18 protein-coding genes are annotated in these 17224 nt (G+C 66.9%); 14 read left to right on the top strand and 4 right to left on the bottom strand.

Annotated features, from left to right (window positions below):
• The first annotated feature begins 19 nt into the window (after window positions 1–19).
• The gene (gene gltA, locus OHZ10_RS23845; protein ID WP_048250513.1) at window positions 20–1321 is read left to right on the top strand and encodes a citrate synthase; all 1302 of its coding nucleotides are present in this window, start codon (window positions 20–22) and stop codon (window positions 1319–1321) included.
• A gap of 91 nt (window positions 1322–1412) precedes the next feature.
• Here the strand turns inward: gltA and OHZ10_RS23850 are convergent, their stop codons facing one another.
• Window positions 1413–2378: an AraC family transcriptional regulator gene (locus OHZ10_RS23850; protein WP_340625160.1), complete on the bottom strand. Its 966-nt coding sequence runs from the start codon at window positions 2376–2378 to the stop codon at window positions 1413–1415.
• 73 nt (window positions 2379–2451) lie between these two features.
• Between OHZ10_RS23850 and OHZ10_RS23855 the strand changes: the two genes are divergently transcribed.
• The 5 genes from OHZ10_RS23855 to OHZ10_RS23875 all read left to right on the top strand — a co-directional run bounded on the left by OHZ10_RS23855 (window position 2452) and on the right by OHZ10_RS23875 (window position 7368).
• Entirely contained in the window at window positions 2452–2841 is a 390-nt protein-coding gene (locus tag OHZ10_RS23855; RefSeq protein WP_256086593.1) for a VOC family protein, read from the top strand.
• Window positions 2842–2951: 110 nt separating this feature from the next.
• On the top strand, window positions 2952–4202 hold the full coding sequence (locus tag OHZ10_RS23860; protein ID WP_342705903.1) for a DUF1479 domain-containing protein: 1251 nt from the start codon (window positions 2952–2954) through the stop codon (window positions 4200–4202).
• Between the two features lie 209 nt (window positions 4203–4411).
• Window positions 4412–5170: a dimethylarginine dimethylaminohydrolase family protein gene (locus tag OHZ10_RS23865; protein ID WP_059240762.1), complete on the top strand. Its 759-nt coding sequence runs from the start codon at window positions 4412–4414 to the stop codon at window positions 5168–5170.
• A 98-nt stretch (window positions 5171–5268) separates the two neighbouring features.
• Complete coding sequence (locus OHZ10_RS23870; protein WP_049028515.1) at window positions 5269–5733, top strand: Lrp/AsnC family transcriptional regulator; 465 nt, start codon at window positions 5269–5271, stop codon at window positions 5731–5733.
• A 102-nt stretch (window positions 5734–5835) separates the two neighbouring features.
• Window positions 5836–7368: an amino acid permease gene (locus tag OHZ10_RS23875; protein ID WP_342705904.1), complete on the top strand. Its 1533-nt coding sequence runs from the start codon at window positions 5836–5838 to the stop codon at window positions 7366–7368.
• Window positions 7369–7462: 94 nt separating this feature from the next.
• Here the strand turns inward: OHZ10_RS23875 and OHZ10_RS23880 are convergent, their stop codons facing one another.
• A complete protein-coding gene (locus tag OHZ10_RS23880; protein WP_059237250.1) occupies window positions 7463–8377 on the bottom strand; it encodes a LysR family transcriptional regulator in 915 nt (304 codons plus the stop codon).
• Between the two features lie 201 nt (window positions 8378–8578).
• Here OHZ10_RS23880 and OHZ10_RS23885 point away from each other — a divergent pair, with 201 nt between their 5' ends.
• On the top strand, window positions 8579–9964 hold the full coding sequence (locus tag OHZ10_RS23885) for an MFS transporter (protein WP_059237249.1): 1386 nt from the start codon (window positions 8579–8581) through the stop codon (window positions 9962–9964).
• Window positions 9965–9979: 15 nt separating this feature from the next.
• A complete protein-coding gene (locus tag OHZ10_RS23890; RefSeq protein WP_059237248.1) occupies window positions 9980–10378 on the top strand; it encodes a hypothetical protein in 399 nt (132 codons plus the stop codon).
• A gap of 21 nt (window positions 10379–10399) precedes the next feature.
• Here OHZ10_RS23890 and OHZ10_RS23895 read toward each other — a convergent pair whose 3' ends face one another.
• Both OHZ10_RS23895 and OHZ10_RS23900 read right to left on the bottom strand, forming a co-directional pair.
• Window positions 10400–11125, bottom strand: coding sequence for a glutathione S-transferase family protein (locus tag OHZ10_RS23895; protein WP_256086588.1), 726 nt, complete (start codon window positions 11123–11125; stop codon window positions 10400–10402).
• A gap of 121 nt (window positions 11126–11246) precedes the next feature.
• The gene (locus OHZ10_RS23900; protein WP_342705905.1) at window positions 11247–11567 is read right to left on the bottom strand and encodes a cupin domain-containing protein; all 321 of its coding nucleotides are present in this window, start codon (window positions 11565–11567) and stop codon (window positions 11247–11249) included.
• Between the two features lie 366 nt (window positions 11568–11933).
• Here OHZ10_RS23900 and OHZ10_RS23905 point away from each other — a divergent pair, with 366 nt between their 5' ends.
• The 6 genes from OHZ10_RS23905 (at window position 11934) to leuB (ending at window position 17205) form a co-directional block, all read left to right on the top strand.
• A complete protein-coding gene (locus OHZ10_RS23905) occupies window positions 11934–12755 on the top strand; it encodes a hypothetical protein (protein WP_059237245.1) in 822 nt (273 codons plus the stop codon).
• Window positions 12756–12787: 32 nt separating this feature from the next.
• Complete coding sequence (locus OHZ10_RS23910; RefSeq protein WP_059237244.1) at window positions 12788–13546, top strand: hypothetical protein; 759 nt, start codon at window positions 12788–12790, stop codon at window positions 13544–13546.
• 234 nt (window positions 13547–13780) lie between these two features.
• A complete protein-coding gene (leuC, locus tag OHZ10_RS23915) occupies window positions 13781–15190 on the top strand; it encodes a 3-isopropylmalate dehydratase large subunit (protein WP_059237243.1) in 1410 nt (469 codons plus the stop codon).
• A 3-nt stretch (window positions 15191–15193) separates the two neighbouring features.
• A complete protein-coding gene (locus tag OHZ10_RS23920; RefSeq protein WP_059237242.1) occupies window positions 15194–15340 on the top strand; it encodes an entericidin A/B family lipoprotein in 147 nt (48 codons plus the stop codon).
• Window positions 15341–15407: 67 nt separating this feature from the next.
• Window positions 15408–16058 carry a 3-isopropylmalate dehydratase small subunit gene (gene leuD / locus OHZ10_RS23925; RefSeq protein ID WP_059237241.1) on the top strand — a complete coding sequence of 217 codons (651 nt, stop codon included), beginning with the start codon at window positions 15408–15410 and terminating at the stop codon, window positions 16056–16058.
• A gap of 79 nt (window positions 16059–16137) precedes the next feature.
• Window positions 16138–17205, top strand: a complete 1068-nt coding sequence (gene leuB / locus OHZ10_RS23930) for a 3-isopropylmalate dehydrogenase (protein ID WP_059237240.1) — start codon at window positions 16138–16140, stop codon at window positions 17203–17205.
• Window positions 17206–17224: the final 19 nt, after the last annotated feature.

Here is a 17224-nt window from a genome sequence, read left to right on the forward strand (position 1 = left end):
TTTCGATTGAGGATGTGCCATGACTCCGTCTGATGTTAAAGCCACGCTATCGTTCAGCGACAACTCGCCGAGCGTCGAACTGCCGATCTACAAGGGCACGATGGGCCCGGACGTAATCGACATCCGCAAGCTGTACGGCCAGACCGGCAAGTTCACGTATGACCCGGGCTTCATGTCGACGGCGGCTTGTAATTCGGCGATCACGTACATCGACGGCGACAAGGGCGAGCTGCTGTACCGCGGTTACCCGATCGACAACCTCGCGCAAAACGCGGACTTCCTCGAAAGCTGCTACCTGCTGCTGAAGGGTGAACTGCCGAACGCAGCGCAGAAGAAGGAATTCGTCGACACCGTCACGAAGCACACGATGGTGCACGAGCAGATGCACTTCTTCTTCCGTGGCTTCCGCCGCGACGCGCACCCGATGGCGATCTTGGTCGCCGCAGTCGGCGCGCTGTCCGCGTTCTACCACGACTCGCTCGACATCAACGATCCGCGTCACCGTGAAGTGTCGGCGATCCGCATGATCGCGAAGCTGCCGACGCTCGTCGCGATGGCGTACAAGTACAGCATCGGCCAGCCGTTCGTGTATCCGAAGAACTCGCTGTCGTACAGCGCGAACTTCATGCACATGATGTTCTCGAACCCGTGCGAAGAGTACAAGGTCAACGACGTGCTCGTCCGCGCACTCGACCGCATCCTGATCCTGCACGCCGACCACGAGCAGAACGCATCGACGTCGACCGTCCGTCTGGCCGGCTCGTCGGGCGCGAACCCGTTCGCGTGTATCGCTGCCGGTATCGCGTGTCTGTGGGGCCCGGCGCACGGTGGTGCGAACGAAGCCGCGCTGAACATGCTCGAGCAGATCGGTTCGCCGGACAACATCCCCGAATTCATCAAGCAGGTGAAGGACAAGAATTCGGGCGTGAAGCTGATGGGCTTCGGCCACCGCGTGTACAAGAACTACGATCCGCGTGCGAAGCTGATGCGCGAAACGTGCTACGAAGTGCTGAACGAACTGGGCCTGCACGACGACCCGCTGTTCAAGCTCGCGATGCAGCTCGAGAAGATCGCGCTGGAAGACGAATACTTCGTGTCGCGCAAGCTGTACCCGAACGTCGACTTCTACTCGGGCATCGTCCAGCGCGCGCTGGGCATCCCGACGTCGATGTTCACGTGTATCTTCGCGATGGCACGTACGGTCGGCTGGATCGCACAGTGGAACGAAATGATTGCCGATCCGGAACAGAAGATCGGCCGTCCGCGCCAGCTGTTCATCGGCGATTCGCCGCGCGAAGCGAAGCCGATCAGCGCACGTTAAGTCGTGTGCGGCGCGAACGGCCGGCAGGCCGCTCGCGTCGGGCGAAACGCAACGCCACGACACCCCGACGGGTCATCCCGTCGGGGTGTTTTCATTTGCGCGACGGATCGGCGCGGCGCTCCAGCGATGGCGGACGTGTGTCGAGTGACGGCGCGTCGTCGTCGGGGGCGTGGCCGTGCTGCTCGAAGAACTGCCGGTACGCACCCGGCGTCATCCCGCGTGCGGCGAGGAACTGGCGGTTGAAGTTCGCGGCATTCGGAATGCCGCAGCGCGCGGCCACTGTCGCGATCGGCCAGTCGGTGCCAACCAGGTGGCGGCACGCGTGCGCGAGCCGCAACCGCTGCACGTAGCGGCCGACGCTTTCACCGAGGTGCCGGACGAACAGGCGCTGCAGCGTGCGTTCGGACATGTGCGCGGCAGCGGCGAGCGCGTCGATGCGCAGCGGTTCGTGAAAGCGCCGGTCGATCGCGTCGAGCACGCGGTCGAGGCGTTCGGCTTCGGGCGCGGCCGTATCGACGGAAGGTCTCGTGCCGTCAGGCCGGTCATACGCCTGCGCGGTGGCGAGCGGCTCGCCGCCGGCTTCCGCGAGATCGGCGAGTGTATCGAGCGCAGCTGCGAGCCGTGCGCGCGGTAATGGATCGAGCAATTGCGGCAGCCGCGCACGCATCGCGCGGGCGGCTGCCACGTCGAAACGCAGGCCCGGCGCCGCGCGTCGCAGCAGCGAGCGCAGCGGCGCGTATTCGGGGCAGCAATCGGCCAGCCGCCGCACCCAGTCGCCGTCGAACCAGACGACGAGCGCGACTTCGGGCGCCTCGCGATCGATCCGTGCGTTCGACGACCACGTATGCGGCAGGTTGGGCGGCACGAGCACGAGATCGTCGTCCGCGTAGCGCGCGACGTGATCGCCGATGAAGCGCTGGCCGCGGCTGTTGAGCGTCAGCGTCAGTTCGTACTCGGGGTGGCGGTGCCATTCGAACGGGATGCGCGCGAGCTGGCGGTGATAGACGCGGATCGAACAGCCGGGCGCGAACGTCACGTGCTCGTACTGCGGTTTCATCGCGGCCTCCGATGGGGGTGGGCAGCGTGTCGTGGCATGATCGTGAGCGCGATCGTTACCACGGAGCGATGCCATGTTTTCACATGTCTGCGTGGGCGTCAGCGATACGACGCGCGCCTACGATTTCTACGCACCGCTGTTCGCGGCACTCGGGCTGCGCCTGAAATTCCGCGAGCCGGACGGGTGGTCGGGCTGGATGCCGGCCGATGCCGACCGGCCGCTGTTCTTCTTCGGCAAACCGCTCGACGGCCGCGCGCCCGAACCGGGCAATGGCCATACGATCGCGTTCGCTGCGCCGACCCGTGCGCACGTCGACCGCTGCCACGCGCTCGCGCTGCGGCATGGCGGCACCTGCGAAGGGCCGCCGGGCCTGCGGCCGGACTATCACCGCGACTACTACGGCGCCTATTTCCGCGATCCGGACGGCAACAAGCTTTGCGTGGTCTGTCATCGTCCGGCGTAACGCGCGGTTGTCAGAATTGTATCGATAGTTGACCGGATAGTGGCAATGGCGGCCATGTGCCGGCCTTACGCTGACAGCACATCACGACACGCTTCAGCGAGGAGACCACGATGCAACTGACGATCGACGATCTGCCCGCCGCGATCCGGACGGCGAAACGGGCGCTGCGCGCCGACCTGCCCGGTTATGCGGCCACGTTCCGCGAACTGGCGGGCGACATCGCGCGGCAGGTCGACGCGATCCGCCGCGCGCAGGCGCACGGCCGAGACGTGATTCCGGTCGTGCCGTTCGCGGATATCGCGGGCGGGACGGTCGATCCGCGCGCGATTGCCGCGATCCGTACGCATGGCGCGGTCGTGATTCGCGGCGTGTTCGATGTACGGCAGGCGGACGACTGGAACGACGAGATTGGCGCGTATCTGGACGCGAACCGCTTTGCCGACCGGTTGAATGCGCGTGCGGAAGACCGCTATTTCGGCAATCTCGCATCGGGCAAGCCGCAGATCTACGGCGTTTACTGGTCGAAGCCGCAGGTGGCCGCGCGCCAGTCGCCGGCACTGACGCAGGCGCGTGTGTTCCTGAACCGTTTGTGGCGGCATGCGGACGCCACGCACACGCATTTCGATCCCGACCAGGTGCCTGCCTATGCGGACCGGATCCGCCGCCGGCCGCCCGGTTCGACGTCGCTCGGGCTGTCGCCGCACGTCGACGGCGGCTCCGTCGAGCGCTGGCTCGGTGCGAACTTCCGGCAGGTCTACCGTCACGTGCTGGCCGGCCGCTGGCGCGACTACGATCCGTTCGATGCGGCGTTCCGCGCTGACGTCGAGGAGATTCCGTCGCCGGCCGTGTGTTCGATGTTCCGCACGTTCCAGGGCTGGACCGCGCTGACGCCGCAGGGGCCCGGCGACGGCACGCTGCAGTTGATCCCGGTCGCGAACGCGATGGCGTACGTCGTGCTGCGCGCGCTGCAGGACGATGTCGCCGACGACGACCTGTGCGGCGCGCGTCCCGGCCGCGCGCTGTCGATCCGGCCCGAATGGCACGCGCTGCTGCTCGACGCGCTGGTGCCGATCCCGCACATGGAACCGGGCGACGCGGTGTTCTGGCACGGCGACGTCGTGCATGCGGTCGAGGATGCGCACCGCGGCAGCGGCGACAGCAACGTGATGTACATCGCGGCCGCACCGGGCTGTGCGAAGAACGCGGCGTACCTGCAGCGCCAGCGATCCGCGTTCCTGCGCGGCGAGAGCCCGCCCGATTTCCCGGCCGATCATTTCGAGGTCGAATTCGACGGGCGTGGCGAGGAGGGCGACCTGACGGCGCCCGGGCGCTCGCAGATGGGGTTCGGGCCGGGCGCGTAACGGCCCCGCCCACTGCGCAGACGGCCGTTCGCGATGCGATGAACGGCCGTCTGCCGAATCCGCTGCGTGCCGTGCGCAATTCGACGCAATCGGCTGTCAGCGCAGCCGAAATCGACACGAATTGCGCAATTTGGCTTCCGATAATGGTCCGGACACAACGCCGCTGGCCCGTGCGCCGCACGGGTGCGGCGCAGACCATGGAGGAGTCGATGCAATTCACGCAAGCGATCGTTCGCCGTCCCGCACCGTCCTGCGGCGCGGGCCTGACCACCGCCGAACTCGGCGCGCCCGACTACGACAAGACGCTCACGCAGTTCCACGCGTATTGCGACGCGCTGCGCGCACTCGGCGTCGAGCTGACCGAGCTGCCGCCGCTGGACGGATTCCCCGATTCGCATTTCGTCGAGGACGTTGCGGTCGTGACGCCTGAATTCGCGGTGATCACGCGCCCCGGCGCACCTGCACGGCGCGGCGAGACGGTGCATATCGAAGCGGCGCTCGCCGCGCACCGCGACCTGCTGCCGATGCAGGACGGCCGTCTCGACGGCGGCGACGTGATGCTGGTCGGCAAGCGCTTCTTCATCGGCCTGACGGGCCGCACCGATGCCGAAGGCATCGCCGCGTTCGACGCGCTGGTGTCACGCTACGGCTACTCGGTCGTCGCGGTGCCGGTCGGCGCCGGCCTGCACCTGAAGTCGGTCGTCAACGCGCTCGGCGACGACACGCTGCTCGTGACCGAGGCGCTGGCCGCGCATCCGGCATTCGCCGACTATCGCCGGATCGCGATCTCCGCTGCCGACGAATACGCGGGCAACACGCTGCGCGTGAACGGCACGCTGATCACGCCGGCCGGTTATCCGCGCGTCCATGACGCGATCGCGCCGCTCGGGTTGCCGCTGCACGTGATCGATACGAGCGAGTTCCGCAAGATGGACGGCGGCCTGACCTGCCTGTCGCTGCGGTTCTAGCCGATTGGCGCGCGGCCGCTTCGGCCGGATAATGTGGCCCCCGCGCGGAAATGGAGACGTTCCGCGCACCAGCCACGATCCGACCGGAGCGAACGCGGATGACCGACAAGAAGATGCAGCTCGACAAGATCGATCTCCGGATCCTCGACATCCTGCGTACCGACGGGCGGATTTCCTACCGGAAGCTGTCGGAGCGCGTGAACCTCACGCCGCGGCCCTGCCAGGCGCGCGTGGAGCGGCTCGAGGCGCTCGGCGTGATCGAAGGCTACCGCGCGGTGATCAAGGCGCCGCGCGCGACCAAGCCGATCGTCGTGATCGCGCAGATCGTGCTGGCCGACCACGGGCGTTCGCAGGCGCCGTTCGAGGACGAAATGCGCGCGAATCCGGCCGTGCTCGATTGCTGGCTCGTCAGCGGCACGTTCGATTTTCTGGTGCGGCTCGCGTGCGAGGATCTCGACGAGTACCGGCGCATCGCGAACGTGTGGCTGGAAAGCCCGCGATTCCGGATCGAGAAGATCGTGACGACGGCCGAACTGCAGGCAATCAAGCGCAGCGTCGTGTGAGACAACCGGCCGGACAGGGCCGGTTTCGAGGCGAATGACCCGGGCAATCGATTTGCATTCCGAATCGAATCGGCTGACCCGGATCCAATCAGGGTGAACACTATGGATGCTATGCAAGCGGCAGCGGAGACGGCCGCGCCGTCCGGGACGGCGCTCAAGCGCCGTCTGCAGGGCCGCCACATCGCGATGATCGCGATCGGCGGCTCGATCGGCACGGGGCTGTTCGTCGCGTCGGGCGCGTCGGTCGCGCAGGCGGGGCCGGGCGGTGCGATCGCCGCGTATCTCGCGATCGGGATCATGGTCTACTTCGTCGTCACCGGGCTCGGCGAGATGGCGGCGCTGATGCCGGTGTCGGGCTCGTTCGCGATCTACGGCGAGAAGTACGTCGACGAAGGCTTCGGCGTCGCGCTTGGCTGGACCTACTGGTACAGCTGGGCCGTGACGATCGCGATCGAACTGGTCGCCGCACAGATCGTGATGCGCTACTGGTTTCCGTCGGTGCCGGGCGTGTGGTGGGGCGCGGGCTTTCTCGTGCTGATCTTCCTGCTCAATACGCTGTCGGTGCGCGGCTTTGGTGAATCGGAATACTGGTTCTCGCTGATCAAGGTCGTCACCGTGATCGCGTTCATCGCGGCCGGGCTGCTGATCGCGGCCGGCGTGCTCGGCACCGGGCATCCGGTCGGCTGGCGCAACTTCACGACGGGCGACGCGCCGTTCGTCGGCGGCGTGCACGCGATGATGAGCGTCGCGCTGATCGCGGGCTTCTCGTTCCTCGGCACCGAGCTGGTCGGGATCACGGCCGGCGAATCGGAAAACCCGCGCAAGACGATCCCGCGCGCGGTGAAGCAGATCTTCTGGCGGATCATGCTGTTCTACGTGCTCGCGATCTTCGTGATCGGCCTGCTCGTGCCGTACACCGACCCGAACCTGCTGAAGAGCGACGTGACCGACATCGGCGTGAGCCCGTTCACGCTGGTGTTCAGCCACGCGGGCTTCCCGCTTGCCGCCGGTGCGATGAACCTGGTGATCCTGACGGCCGTGCTGTCGGCCGGCAATTCCGGCACCTATGCGGCGACGCGGATGCTGTACAACCTCGCAGCGGAAGGGCGCGCGCCGGCGATGTTCGCGACGCTGTCGCCGGGCGGCGTGCCGCGCAACGCGCTGTACGCGACGATGGCGGTCGGCGGGCTGTGCTTCCTCACGTCGCTGACCAACAATCAGAGTATCTATCTGTGGCTGCTGAATACGGTCGGCATCACGGGATTCATCGCGTGGCTCGGGATCGCGGTCTGCCATTACCGGTTCCGCAAGGGCTTCCTGAAGCAGGGCTACCGGCTCGACCAGCTGCCGTACCGCGCGAAGTGGTTCCCGTTCGGGCCGCTGTTCGCGATCGCGATCTGCATCGTGATTTCGCTCGGCCAGGATTACCAGGCGTTCTTCGCGGCCCGCGTCGACTGGATGGAGGTGCTGTCGATCTACGTGTGGATTCCGCTGTTCGTCGCGATCTGGTGGGCGTATCGCCGCGTGCGCAAGAGCCGGCTCGTGCGCTATGAGGAGATGGACATCGGGCCGTGGCTGACGCGCTCGGTCGAGGCCGTCGACGCAGCGGCCGGGCAGCACGGGCAGCCGCACTGACTGCCCGCGGGTGACAGCGCTGTAACGGGAGCCGGCCGCATTGCGCGGCCGGCATTGCTTCAGGCCCCCGGGCGGCGACGCGCGAATGGCGCGCTCAGCGCGCGGGCTTCAACTGCGCCTTCATGAAATCGACCCACGCGCGCACTTTCTGCGGCACGTGCCGTGTCGCGACGTACAGCGCATAGACGTTCTGTTGCGGAAACCGGTACGCGGGCAGCGCGTCGACCAGTGCACCGCTTTCGAGATCGTCGTGTACGAGCCATTCGGGCAGCAGCGCGACGCCACTGCCTTGCCGCGCGAGTTCACGCAAGACCGATGCGTTGTCGACGACGATGTGGGGCTTCGTGCGAGGCCGGAATGCATGCTCGCGGCCTGCGCGGTCGGTGAGTGCCCATTCGGCGATCCGCTCGAGCCGGCTGTGCCCGAGCTGCGGCAGGCGCGCCAGATCGTCAGGCGATGCCGGTTGCGGCACGCCGGCCCGCGCAGGCAGCCCGGGCGCCATCACGGGAAGCACGTCGTAGGTGGCGAGACAGATGCCGCGATAGGGGAGGTCGCGAAAATGCTCGTGGCGTCCGAGCCGGATCGCGACGTCGAAGCGGTCGCGCACGAGATCGGCCTGCGACGTATGCGTGTCGAGCCGCACGCGCAACGCGGGATGACGCGCGGTAAACGCATGCAGCGCCGGTGCGAGTACGCGTGCCGCATATTCGACCGTCGACGTCACGCGCAGGATGCCTTCCATCCCGCCATGTTCGCCGCGCGCGTCGTCGATCGCGCCTTCGGCTTCGTCGAGCACGCGCAGGCAGCGCTGGTAGAAGCGCTCGCCGGCATCGGTCAGCTCGACGCGCCGGGTCGTCCGCGTGAGCAGCGTGACGCCGAGCTCCGCCTCGAGCTGCTTGATGTTGAAGCTGACGGCCGCGCGGGCCTGGTTCAGTGCAGTCGCGGCGGCCGTGAACGAGCCGGCTTCGACGACGGCACGGAACACGACGAAACGATCGAGGCTCACCATGTCGAGTCGTGGGTCCTGTCTGTGCGTGGGATCGCTCGAAGGGTACCCGAATGTGCGGTCGCGTGCGGAGCGTCATGCATCGGGCTGCCCGGGCGCGCGCCGATTGTCAAAATTTTTCGACCGGACTGGTCGAATCCGGCCGCTTACGGATGCGGTTGCCGGCTTCTACACTGCGGCGTTTCGTGATGTCCCGGCCGCACCATGCCAGACCGTTCCAGAATTGCCGTCGTCTACCTGCTCGGATTCGCGATCGATCTCGCGAACATGTTCATGCTGAACGCCGCCTATCCGGCACTGCAGCGCGAACTGCACGCGTCGGTCGCGCAGCTCGCGTGGGTCGGCAACATGTACGTGCTCGGCCTGACCGTCGTGATTCCGTTCGGCACGTGGCTGGCGCGCCGCTGCGGCGAGTGTCGCGTATTCGTCGCGTCGTTGCTGCTGTTCGCGCTCGGCAGCGCCGCCGTCGGCGCGGCACCGTCAATTGAAGCGCTGCTGGCATCGCGGCTGGTCCAGGGGCTCGGCGGCGGGCTGCTGATTCCGGTCGGACAGACGATGACCTATCGAGCGTATCCGCCGCACGCGCACGCTCGGCTCACGTCGATCGTGATGATGGTCGCGCTGCTCGTGCCGGCACTGTCGCCCGCGATCGGCGGTGCGATCGTCGATCGCGGGTCGTGGCGCGCGATTTTCTTCGTGATGGTGCCGGTTGCAGCCGCGACCTGCGCGCTTGCGTGTGCCTGGCTGCCGCGCGCCGGTGCGCACGGGCGGCCGCCGCGTCTGGACCTGCCGGGGCTTGGCCTGAGCGCCGCGGCGCTCGTCGCGTTGCTGCTCGGGCTGACCGCGGCGGGGCAGCCCGGCGGCGCGGCCTTTCCGCTTGCGATGCTGGCGATCGCGGTGACCGCCGGTACCGGTTACGTGTGGCATGCGCGTCGTGCCGCGTCGCCGGTGCTCGACCTGAGCCTGCTCGCGCAACCGTTGCTGCGCACTGGTGTCGCGGTCTATCTGTGCGTGCCGGGCATCTTCACGGGCGTCAATCTCGTCGCGTCGCTCTACCTGCAGAACGCGCTCGGGTTGAGCGCCGCGCATGCCGGCGCGCTGATGCTGCCGTGGGCAATCGCGGCGTTCTTCGCGATCGCGACGACACGCCGCTGTTTTCCTCGCCATGGCGCGAAGCCGCTGTTCGTGTGCGGGATCGCGATCGATTGTGTCGGCATCGCGCTGCTCGCAACGCCGTGGGCGAGCGTCGAAGCCGTGCGTATCGTGGCGTTCGTCGCGATGGGGTACGGCGCGAGCCTGTGCACGAGCACGTCGCAAAGCGCGGCGTTCACCGGGGTGCCGGCGGAGCGGATGGGCGACGCGAGTGCGCTGTGGAACATCAATCGCCAATTGAGCTTTTGCATCGGCGTGGCCGTGCTTGGCAGCGCGCTCAACGCGTTGCTGGCGTTCGATGCGGGCGGCCCGCCGCTCGCGCCGTACCGGTGGTGCTTCGGGCTGGCGGCGCTGCTGACGTTGCTGCCGCTCGGCCTGATCGCCCGGCTGCCCGGGCACCGCGCGCCGGTCGCGCAACCCGTTTCATCCCACTATTGAGAACCTGAGAGCCGTATGAATCTGCCGAATCCGTTTTTCAAGGAAGTCGTCGATACCGTCGCCGACATCGAATGCTGGCTGTCCGGCCGTGCGGGCCGCGAGCGGCTCGCGACGCTGATGGCGCGCTTTTCACCGGAATTTTCGATGATAACGATGTCGGGCACGGTGCTCGATTACGCAGGCGTCGATGCGCTGTTTTCACATGGGCACGGCGCGCGTCCCGGGCTGGTGATCGGCATCGACGAATTGCGCGCGCTTGCCGTGTGGTCCGACGGCGCGGCGATCGGCTATCGCGAGACGCAAACCGACGGAGAAGGGCGGCGCACGGTGCGGCGCTCGACGGCCATGTTCCGGCGCGAGGCCGATGGCTTGATCGCGTGGCGTCATCTGCACGAGACAGCGGTCGCCGCATAAGCCCGAGCGCTCGCCGCGCCGCTATGCGTCCAACTCCGGATAGTGCCGGAAGATCCCCATGTCGTTGAACGGGATGCGGCGTTCCGATTCGAGATAGCGCGCGACGGGCGGATGCTGCGCGACGCGATCATGCAGCGCAACGAGCGCCGGGATGTTCCGCTCCGCGCGCTTCATCGCTTTCGGAAACGCATAGCGCAGGCCCTCGACGATCTGGAATATCGACAGGTCCGCATAGCTCAGCGCACTGCCCGCGATATAGCCGCTCCTGTGCGGATTCTGTCCGAGCACGCGATCGAAGTAACCGAGGAATTTCGGTAGCCGGTTCTCGAGGAAATCGGCCGCACGCTCGGCCGCTTCCGCCTTCTGGTCCTCGTAGTACAGGCCGCTGGCGATCGGGTGATGCGTGTCGTGGATCTCGGTGACGAAGTCGGCGACGGTCAACTGGAGCTGGTGTACCCACAGGCGGCCGGCTTCGTCGTCGGGCGCGAGCCCGAGCCGTGCGCCGAGAAACAGCAGGATGTTCGCCGTTTGCCCGACGACCAGGTCGCCGGCCTTCAGGAATGGCGGCGCGAACGGCACGCATTCGGCCTGCGTGCTGTTCATCATGCGCATCATTGCCGGTACGCCCATCCCGCGCCCCGACTCGCGCGCGACGTCGACATAGTCGGCCTCGGCTGCCTCCAGCGCGAGCCGCACGTACTCGCCGCGACCCTGGATCTCGGGCCAGTAATAGAGTTCATATCGCATGCTGTCTTCCTGTTCGTTGAACCGGATGCTGCCGGCATCGTGACGACCGGGCGGCCGTGCGCCGCCCGTTGCGAATAGACAGTCTAGGCGATCGCAGGAAAAGCGCCGCGCGCATCGTGCGTCACGTGCGCTCGCCGCCTTCCGGGCCGTAGAAGAACACCCAGGTCGAGAAATCGTCGGAGAAGCCGACGAAGCGATGCGCCGCGCAGGCGGGAACGAATAGCGTGTCACCGGCCGCGACGTCGCATTCGCGGCCGTCGACGACGAAGCGCGACGTGCCGGTCGCGATCACGTAGACCTCGTCGCGCGAGTGCGGCGTCTGCAGGTCCTCGACGCGCGGCCGGTACAGCTCGACGTCGAGCGTGCCGTGGCGAAACAGTGTCGTGAACAGCGTGCCTTCGTCGTCGAGGCGCGCGAGCGATTCGTTCAGGCCGAGCTTCATCGTGGTGGGCTCCGGGTCCGGATCGTGGGGACGTGTGTTGCGCCATCGTAGCGCGGGTGTCGCGACATCGAAACCCCGTGCCTGTCGCGAGCGCTCCACCGGCGAAACAGGCAGGCGGTTCGCTCACCGCATGTGAAACAAAATCGTCCGCCGGCGAAACGGCGCGGCGATCGAGCGGATTCAGCCGGCGCTTTCACCGCAATTTAACCAACGCCGCCTAGGATCGCGCTTCGTCGATCGGTGGCGCGCCGCGATTCCGGTTCGCGCGCGGTTGCCCGATTGCCTTTCCCCTTGACCCCTGCGAATTGCGTTGACCCTGCCTGTCCTCAGGCACGGTCGTCATTCGCATCATTGCGTATCGTGCTCATGAGTCAGCATTCCCCGGCTTCGTCCCGAAGAAAATTCCTCGCCGCCGCGCCAGCCGTCGCGGCCTCGTCACTGCTGAGCGCATGCGGGGGCGACGACGTCACGCCGGCGCCGATCGCCGACAGCGCGCTCGCCGCGCAAATGTCCGCGAAACTGAACGCCCAGCTCGGCGATGCGGCGACGGTCAACGCGATCGTACCGGCGCTGACCGACGTCGGCTTCACGTGGGACCTGCCGACGGTGCCGGCCGCGCAGATCGGCGCGATCGTCGCATACAGCTTCGGCAACCGTCCGAACGCGGCGAGCGGCAACACGTCGAGCACCGGCGGCAACCAGTCGGCGCTGCCCGATCCGGGGCCCGTGAACGAAGCGCTCGCGGATGCCGTGTACCGCATCCGTCAGCTGAAGCCCGTCAAGGTCTATGCGCAGTGGGAAATCGCGCGTTTCCTCGTGTCGAAATACGGGATGGGCGCCGACGTGCTGTCGTCGGTCGAACCGGTGATCGCGAGCGACGGCTCGATCGTGTACCTGAGCACGGCAGGCGTCGCGGCCGTGGCCGTGTCACGCGCGGGCGGCGCGACGGCGATGGGCACCGTCGCGGTGGTCGGCCATCGCGATCACGCGAAGCGCTGCATCCAGACGTCGCAGCAGGCGGGCATGAAGGCGGCAGCGGTTGCCGAGGTGCCGCTGCCGACGACGTACGACCCGCAGTCGGGCCAGCCGTGGACGCGCAACCGCAGCCTCTACCTCGTGCACGACATGTATGCGCAGATGCTGACGCGCGCGATGACCGCGACGATGCAGGCGTTCCCGAAGGGCTGATGCCTTCCGTTTCCCATTCGAATTCCGTGACCATGACGAACCGCCGCCATTTCCTGGCTTCCACTTCCTTGCTCGCCGCATCGTGCGCCGCCGCGGCGCCCGCTTTCGCGAGCGATGCCCCCGTTTCCGATGCGGAACTGCAGCGCCAGATGCTCGGCAAGCTGACGAACGAACTGAACGATCGCGCGACCGCCACCGACGAAACCGGCTATCTGCTCGACACGTTTTTCTCGTGGACGCCGCCGACCGTCGCCGTGGCCGCCATCAATACGATTGTCGCGTTCAGCTTTGGCAGTCGTGCCGGCGCATCGGCCGCCGCACCGGTGCCGGGTCCCGTCAACGAGGCGATTGCCGACGCCGTGTTCCAGCTTCGGCAGAAGGTCACGGCGCCGGTCTTCGCGCAGCAGGAGATCGCGAGCGTGCTCGCATCGAAATACGGCCTGACGGCCGGCGTGACGTCGATCGCGACACCTGCCGTGGCCGCAGGCAGCCCGATACCGACGCCCGACGGCGTCGCCGCCGCGATCGTCAAACAGGCCGGCTCGGCCTCGGCGCCCGGCAAGGTCGGCGTCGTCACGCATCTGGATCAGGCGTCGCTCGCCGTGCGCGTGTCGAATGCGGCGGGGATGCAGGCGGCGGTGCCGGCTGCCTTCGCGCTGCCGTCGCTCTACGATACGGCCGCGCAGATGCCGGCCATGCGGCGGCGCGATCTCTACCTGCTGAGCAACGCCGGCATGCAGCTCGCGATGCTGCGGCTCGACCTGATCAACCGCGAGTACCCGAACGGCTGACGCCGCCGGCCACGGGGCACGGCGCGGGATCCGGGCGACGCGTTTGCGCGATCGCCGCCCGCCGGATCGTGCGTGCCCCGTTTTGCCGGGTAATGCCGATACAGGTATTGGCACTACCAGCCAAACCACTGTTTTTAATGGGTTTTTTCGCGTCCGGCCTGCGCCGCGACGCGCACTGCGTGGCATAATCGACTCCATCCGCAAGGCTTGTAGTCACAACGACCCCGCATACCCATGGCACAGACTCTCTACGACAAACTGTGGAACACCCACGTGGTCCACACCGAGGAAGACGGCACGACCCTGCTCTATATCGACCGTCAGCTGCTGCACGAAGTCACGAGCCCGCAGGCGTTCGAAGGGCTGAAGATCGCGCAGCGTCCGGTATGGCGCATCAGCGCGAACCTGGCCGTGTCGGACCACAACGTGCCGACGACGGACCGCAGCCACGGCATCGCCGATCCCGTCTCGAAGCTGCAGGTCGATACGCTCGACGCGAACTGCGATGCGTTCGGCATCACGCAGTTCAAGATGAACGACGTGCGCCAGGGCATCGTCCACATCATCGGGCCGGAGCAGGGCGCGACGCTGCCGGGCATGACGATCGTGTGCGGCGATTCGCACACGTCGACGCACGGCGCGTTCGGCGCGCTCGCGCACGGCATCGGCACGTCGGAAGTCGAGCACGTGCTCGCCACCCAAACCTTGCTGCAGAAGAAGAGCAAGAACATGCTCGTGAAGGTCGAGGGCGCACTGCCGCGCGGCTGTACCGCGAAGGACATCGTGCTCGCGATCATCGGCAAGATCGGCACGGCAGGCGGCACGGGCTACGCAATCGAATTCGGCGGCTCGACGATCCGCGCGCTGACGATGGAAGGCCGCATGACCGTCTGCAACATGGCGATCGAAGCCGGCGCGCGCGCGGGCATGGTCGCCGTCGACGACACGACGATCGATTACCTGTTGGGCCGTCCGTTCGTGCCGACCGGCGCGGAATGGGACCAGGCCGTCGAATACTGGCGCCAGTTCAAGTCGGACGACGGCGCGCAGTTCGACCGCGTGGTCGAGCTGAATGCAGCCGAGATCGTCCCGCAGGTCACGTGGGGCACGTCGCCGGAAATGGTCACGTCGATCGACGGTCGCGTGCCCGATCCCGAGCGCGAGAAGGATCCGGTCAAGCGCGACGCGATGGAGCGCGCGCTGGCGTACATGGCGCTCGAGCCGAACACGCCGATCGAATCGATCAAGGTCGACAAGATCTTCATCGGCTCGTGCACGAACGCACGGATCGAAGATATCCGCGCGGCCGCGTACGTCGTGAAGAAGCTGAACCGTCGCATCGCATCGAACGTGCGGCTCGCGATGGTCGTGCCGGGTTCGGGCCTCGTGAAGGCGCAGGCCGAGCGCGAAGGGCTCGACAAGGTGTTCACGGACGCCGGCTTCGAATGGCGCGAACCGGGCTGCTCGATGTGCCTCGCGATGAACGCCGACCGGCTCGATCCGGGCGAGCGTTGCGCGTCGACGTCGAACCGCAACTTCGAGGGCCGGCAGGGCGCGGGCGGCCGCACGCACCTCGTGAGCCCCGCGATGGCGGCAGCCGCGGCGATCGAAGGCCACTTCGTCGACATTCGCCAGCTGGGGTAACGCGTGACGGTATCGAAGGTCATCGCGCGGCTGGTTGCCGCGCTGGCGCTGGCGGGGCTGGGCTTCGGCCTCGCGGGCTGCAATACCGTCCGAGGCTTCGGCGAGGACGTCAACGCCGCGGGCAACGCGCTTCAGCGCGCCGCGGACTGACACTGCCACCGAGAATTTGTCGATGTGTGCCGGCCGCGTGCCGGCCCTTCAACCGGATAGACGGATCATGGAAAAATTCACTGTACATACCGGCGTCGTGGCGCCGCTCGATCGCGAGAACGTGGACACCGACGCGATCATCCCGAAGCAGTTCCTGAAGTCGATCAAGCGCACGGGCTTCGGTCCGAATGCGTTCGACGAATGGCGTTACCTCGATCACGGCGAGCCGGGCCAGGACAACTCGAAGCGCCCGCTGAATCCCGACTTCGTGCTGAACCAGCCGCGTTACCAGGGCGCGTCGGTGCTGATCGCACGCAAGAACTTCGGTTGCGGCAGCTCGCGCGAGCACGCGCCATGGGCGCTGCAGCAGTACGGCTTCCGCGCGATCATCGCGCCGAGCTTCGCGGACATCTTCTTCAACAACTGCTACAAGAACGGTCTGCTGCCGATCGTGCTGACCGAGCAGCAGGTCGATCACCTGTTCAACGAGACGGTTGCGTTCAACGGCTTTCAACTGACGATCGACCTCGACGCACAGGTCGTGCGTTCAGGTGACGGCCGCGAGTATCCGTTCGAGATCGCCGCGTTCCGCAAGTACTGCCTGCTGAACGGCTTCGACGACATCGGCCTCACGCTGCGCCACGCGGACAAGATCCGCCAGTTCGAAGCCGAGCGGCTCGTCAAGCAGCCGTGGCTCAACACCAAGCTGGTCGGCTGATCGTGCCTTTCGGGCGGGCGCGCCGGCGGCGCGTTCGCCGGCCTGCCTCCATAACCACCTACCCAGTCAGGAATTTCGCATGAAGATTGCAGTGCTGCCCGGCGACGGCATCGGTCCGGAAATCGTCAATGAAGCCGTGAAGGTGCTGAACGCACTCGACGAGAAGTTCGAACTCGAACAGGCGCCGGTCGGCGGCGCGGGCTACGAGGCGAGCGGCCATCCGCTGCCCGACGCGACGCTGGCGCTCGCAAAGGAAGCCGACGCGATCCTGTTCGGCGCGGTCGGCGACTGGAAGTACGACTCGCTCGAGCGCGCGCTGCGCCCCGAGCAGGCGATCCTCGGGCTGCGCAAGCATCTCGAGCTGTTCGCGAACTTCCGCCCGGCGATCTGCTATCCGCAGCTCGTCGATGCGTCGCCGCTCAAAGCCGAGCTCGTCGCGGGCCTCGACATCCTGATCGTGCGCGAACTGAACGGCGACATCTACTTCGGCCAGCCGCGCGGCGTGCGCGCTGCACCGGACGGCCCGTTCGCGGGCGAGCGCGAAGGCTTCGACACGATGCGCTACTCGGAACCGGAAGTGCGCCGCATCGCGCACGTCGCGTTCCAGGCCGCCCGCAAGCGCGCGAAGAAGCTGCTGTCGGTCGACAAGGCGAACGTGCTCGAAACGTCGCAGTTCTGGCGCGACATCATGATCGACGTGTCGAAGGAATACGCGGACGTCGAGCTGTCGCACATGTACGTCGACAACGCGGCGATGCAGCTCGCGAAGGCGCCGAAGCAGTTCGACGTGATCGTCACGGGCAACATGTTCGGCGACATCCTGTCGGACGAAGCGTCGATGCTGACGGGGTCGATCGGCATGCTGCCGTCGGCGTCGCTCGACAAGAACAACAAGGGTCTGTACGAGCCGTCGCACGGTTCGGCGCCGGACATCGCGGGCAAGGGCATTGCCAACCCGCTCGCAACGATCCTGTCGGCTGCGATGATGCTGCGCTACTCGCTGAATCGTGCGGAGCAGGCCGATCGTATCGAGCGCGCGGTGAAAACGGTGCTCGAGCAGGGTTACCGTACGGGCGACATCGCCACGCCGGGCTGCCGGCAGGTCGGCACGACGGCGATGGGTGACGCGGTGGTCGCGGCGCTGTAACGCGATGCGGCACCGATAG

Source organism: Burkholderia arboris, assembly GCF_038723655.1.
GTDB classification, from domain to species: domain Bacteria; phylum Pseudomonadota; class Gammaproteobacteria; order Burkholderiales; family Burkholderiaceae; genus Burkholderia; species Burkholderia arboris.

Excerpts from the sequence above, each read along its gene's own strand:
- gltA (WP_048250513.1), top strand. The coding sequence starts at position 20 with ATGACTCCGTCTGATGTTAAAGCCACGCTATCGTTCAGCGACAACTCG.
- OHZ10_RS23850 (WP_340625160.1), bottom strand. The coding sequence starts at position 2,378 with ATGAAACCGCAGTACGAGCACGTGACGTTCGCGCCCGGCTGTTCGATC.
- OHZ10_RS23855 (WP_256086593.1), top strand. The coding sequence starts at position 2,452 with ATGTTTTCACATGTCTGCGTGGGCGTCAGCGATACGACGCGCGCCTAC.
- OHZ10_RS23860 (WP_342705903.1), top strand. The coding sequence starts at position 2,952 with ATGCAACTGACGATCGACGATCTGCCCGCCGCGATCCGGACGGCGAAA.
- OHZ10_RS23865 (WP_059240762.1), top strand. The coding sequence starts at position 4,412 with ATGCAATTCACGCAAGCGATCGTTCGCCGTCCCGCACCGTCCTGCGGC.
- OHZ10_RS23870 (WP_049028515.1), top strand. The coding sequence starts at position 5,269 with ATGACCGACAAGAAGATGCAGCTCGACAAGATCGATCTCCGGATCCTC.
- OHZ10_RS23875 (WP_342705904.1), top strand. The coding sequence starts at position 5,836 with ATGGATGCTATGCAAGCGGCAGCGGAGACGGCCGCGCCGTCCGGGACG.
- OHZ10_RS23880 (WP_059237250.1), bottom strand. The coding sequence starts at position 8,377 with ATGGTGAGCCTCGATCGTTTCGTCGTGTTCCGTGCCGTCGTCGAAGCC.
- OHZ10_RS23885 (WP_059237249.1), top strand. The coding sequence starts at position 8,579 with ATGCCAGACCGTTCCAGAATTGCCGTCGTCTACCTGCTCGGATTCGCG.
- OHZ10_RS23890 (WP_059237248.1), top strand. The coding sequence starts at position 9,980 with ATGAATCTGCCGAATCCGTTTTTCAAGGAAGTCGTCGATACCGTCGCC.
- OHZ10_RS23895 (WP_256086588.1), bottom strand. The coding sequence starts at position 11,125 with ATGCGATATGAACTCTATTACTGGCCCGAGATCCAGGGTCGCGGCGAG.
- OHZ10_RS23900 (WP_342705905.1), bottom strand. The coding sequence starts at position 11,567 with ATGAAGCTCGGCCTGAACGAATCGCTCGCGCGCCTCGACGACGAAGGC.
- OHZ10_RS23905 (WP_059237245.1), top strand. The coding sequence starts at position 11,934 with ATGAGTCAGCATTCCCCGGCTTCGTCCCGAAGAAAATTCCTCGCCGCC.
- OHZ10_RS23910 (WP_059237244.1), top strand. The coding sequence starts at position 12,788 with ATGACGAACCGCCGCCATTTCCTGGCTTCCACTTCCTTGCTCGCCGCA.
- leuC (WP_059237243.1), top strand. The coding sequence starts at position 13,781 with ATGGCACAGACTCTCTACGACAAACTGTGGAACACCCACGTGGTCCAC.
- leuD (WP_059237241.1), top strand. The coding sequence starts at position 15,408 with ATGGAAAAATTCACTGTACATACCGGCGTCGTGGCGCCGCTCGATCGC.
- leuB (WP_059237240.1), top strand. The coding sequence starts at position 16,138 with ATGAAGATTGCAGTGCTGCCCGGCGACGGCATCGGTCCGGAAATCGTC.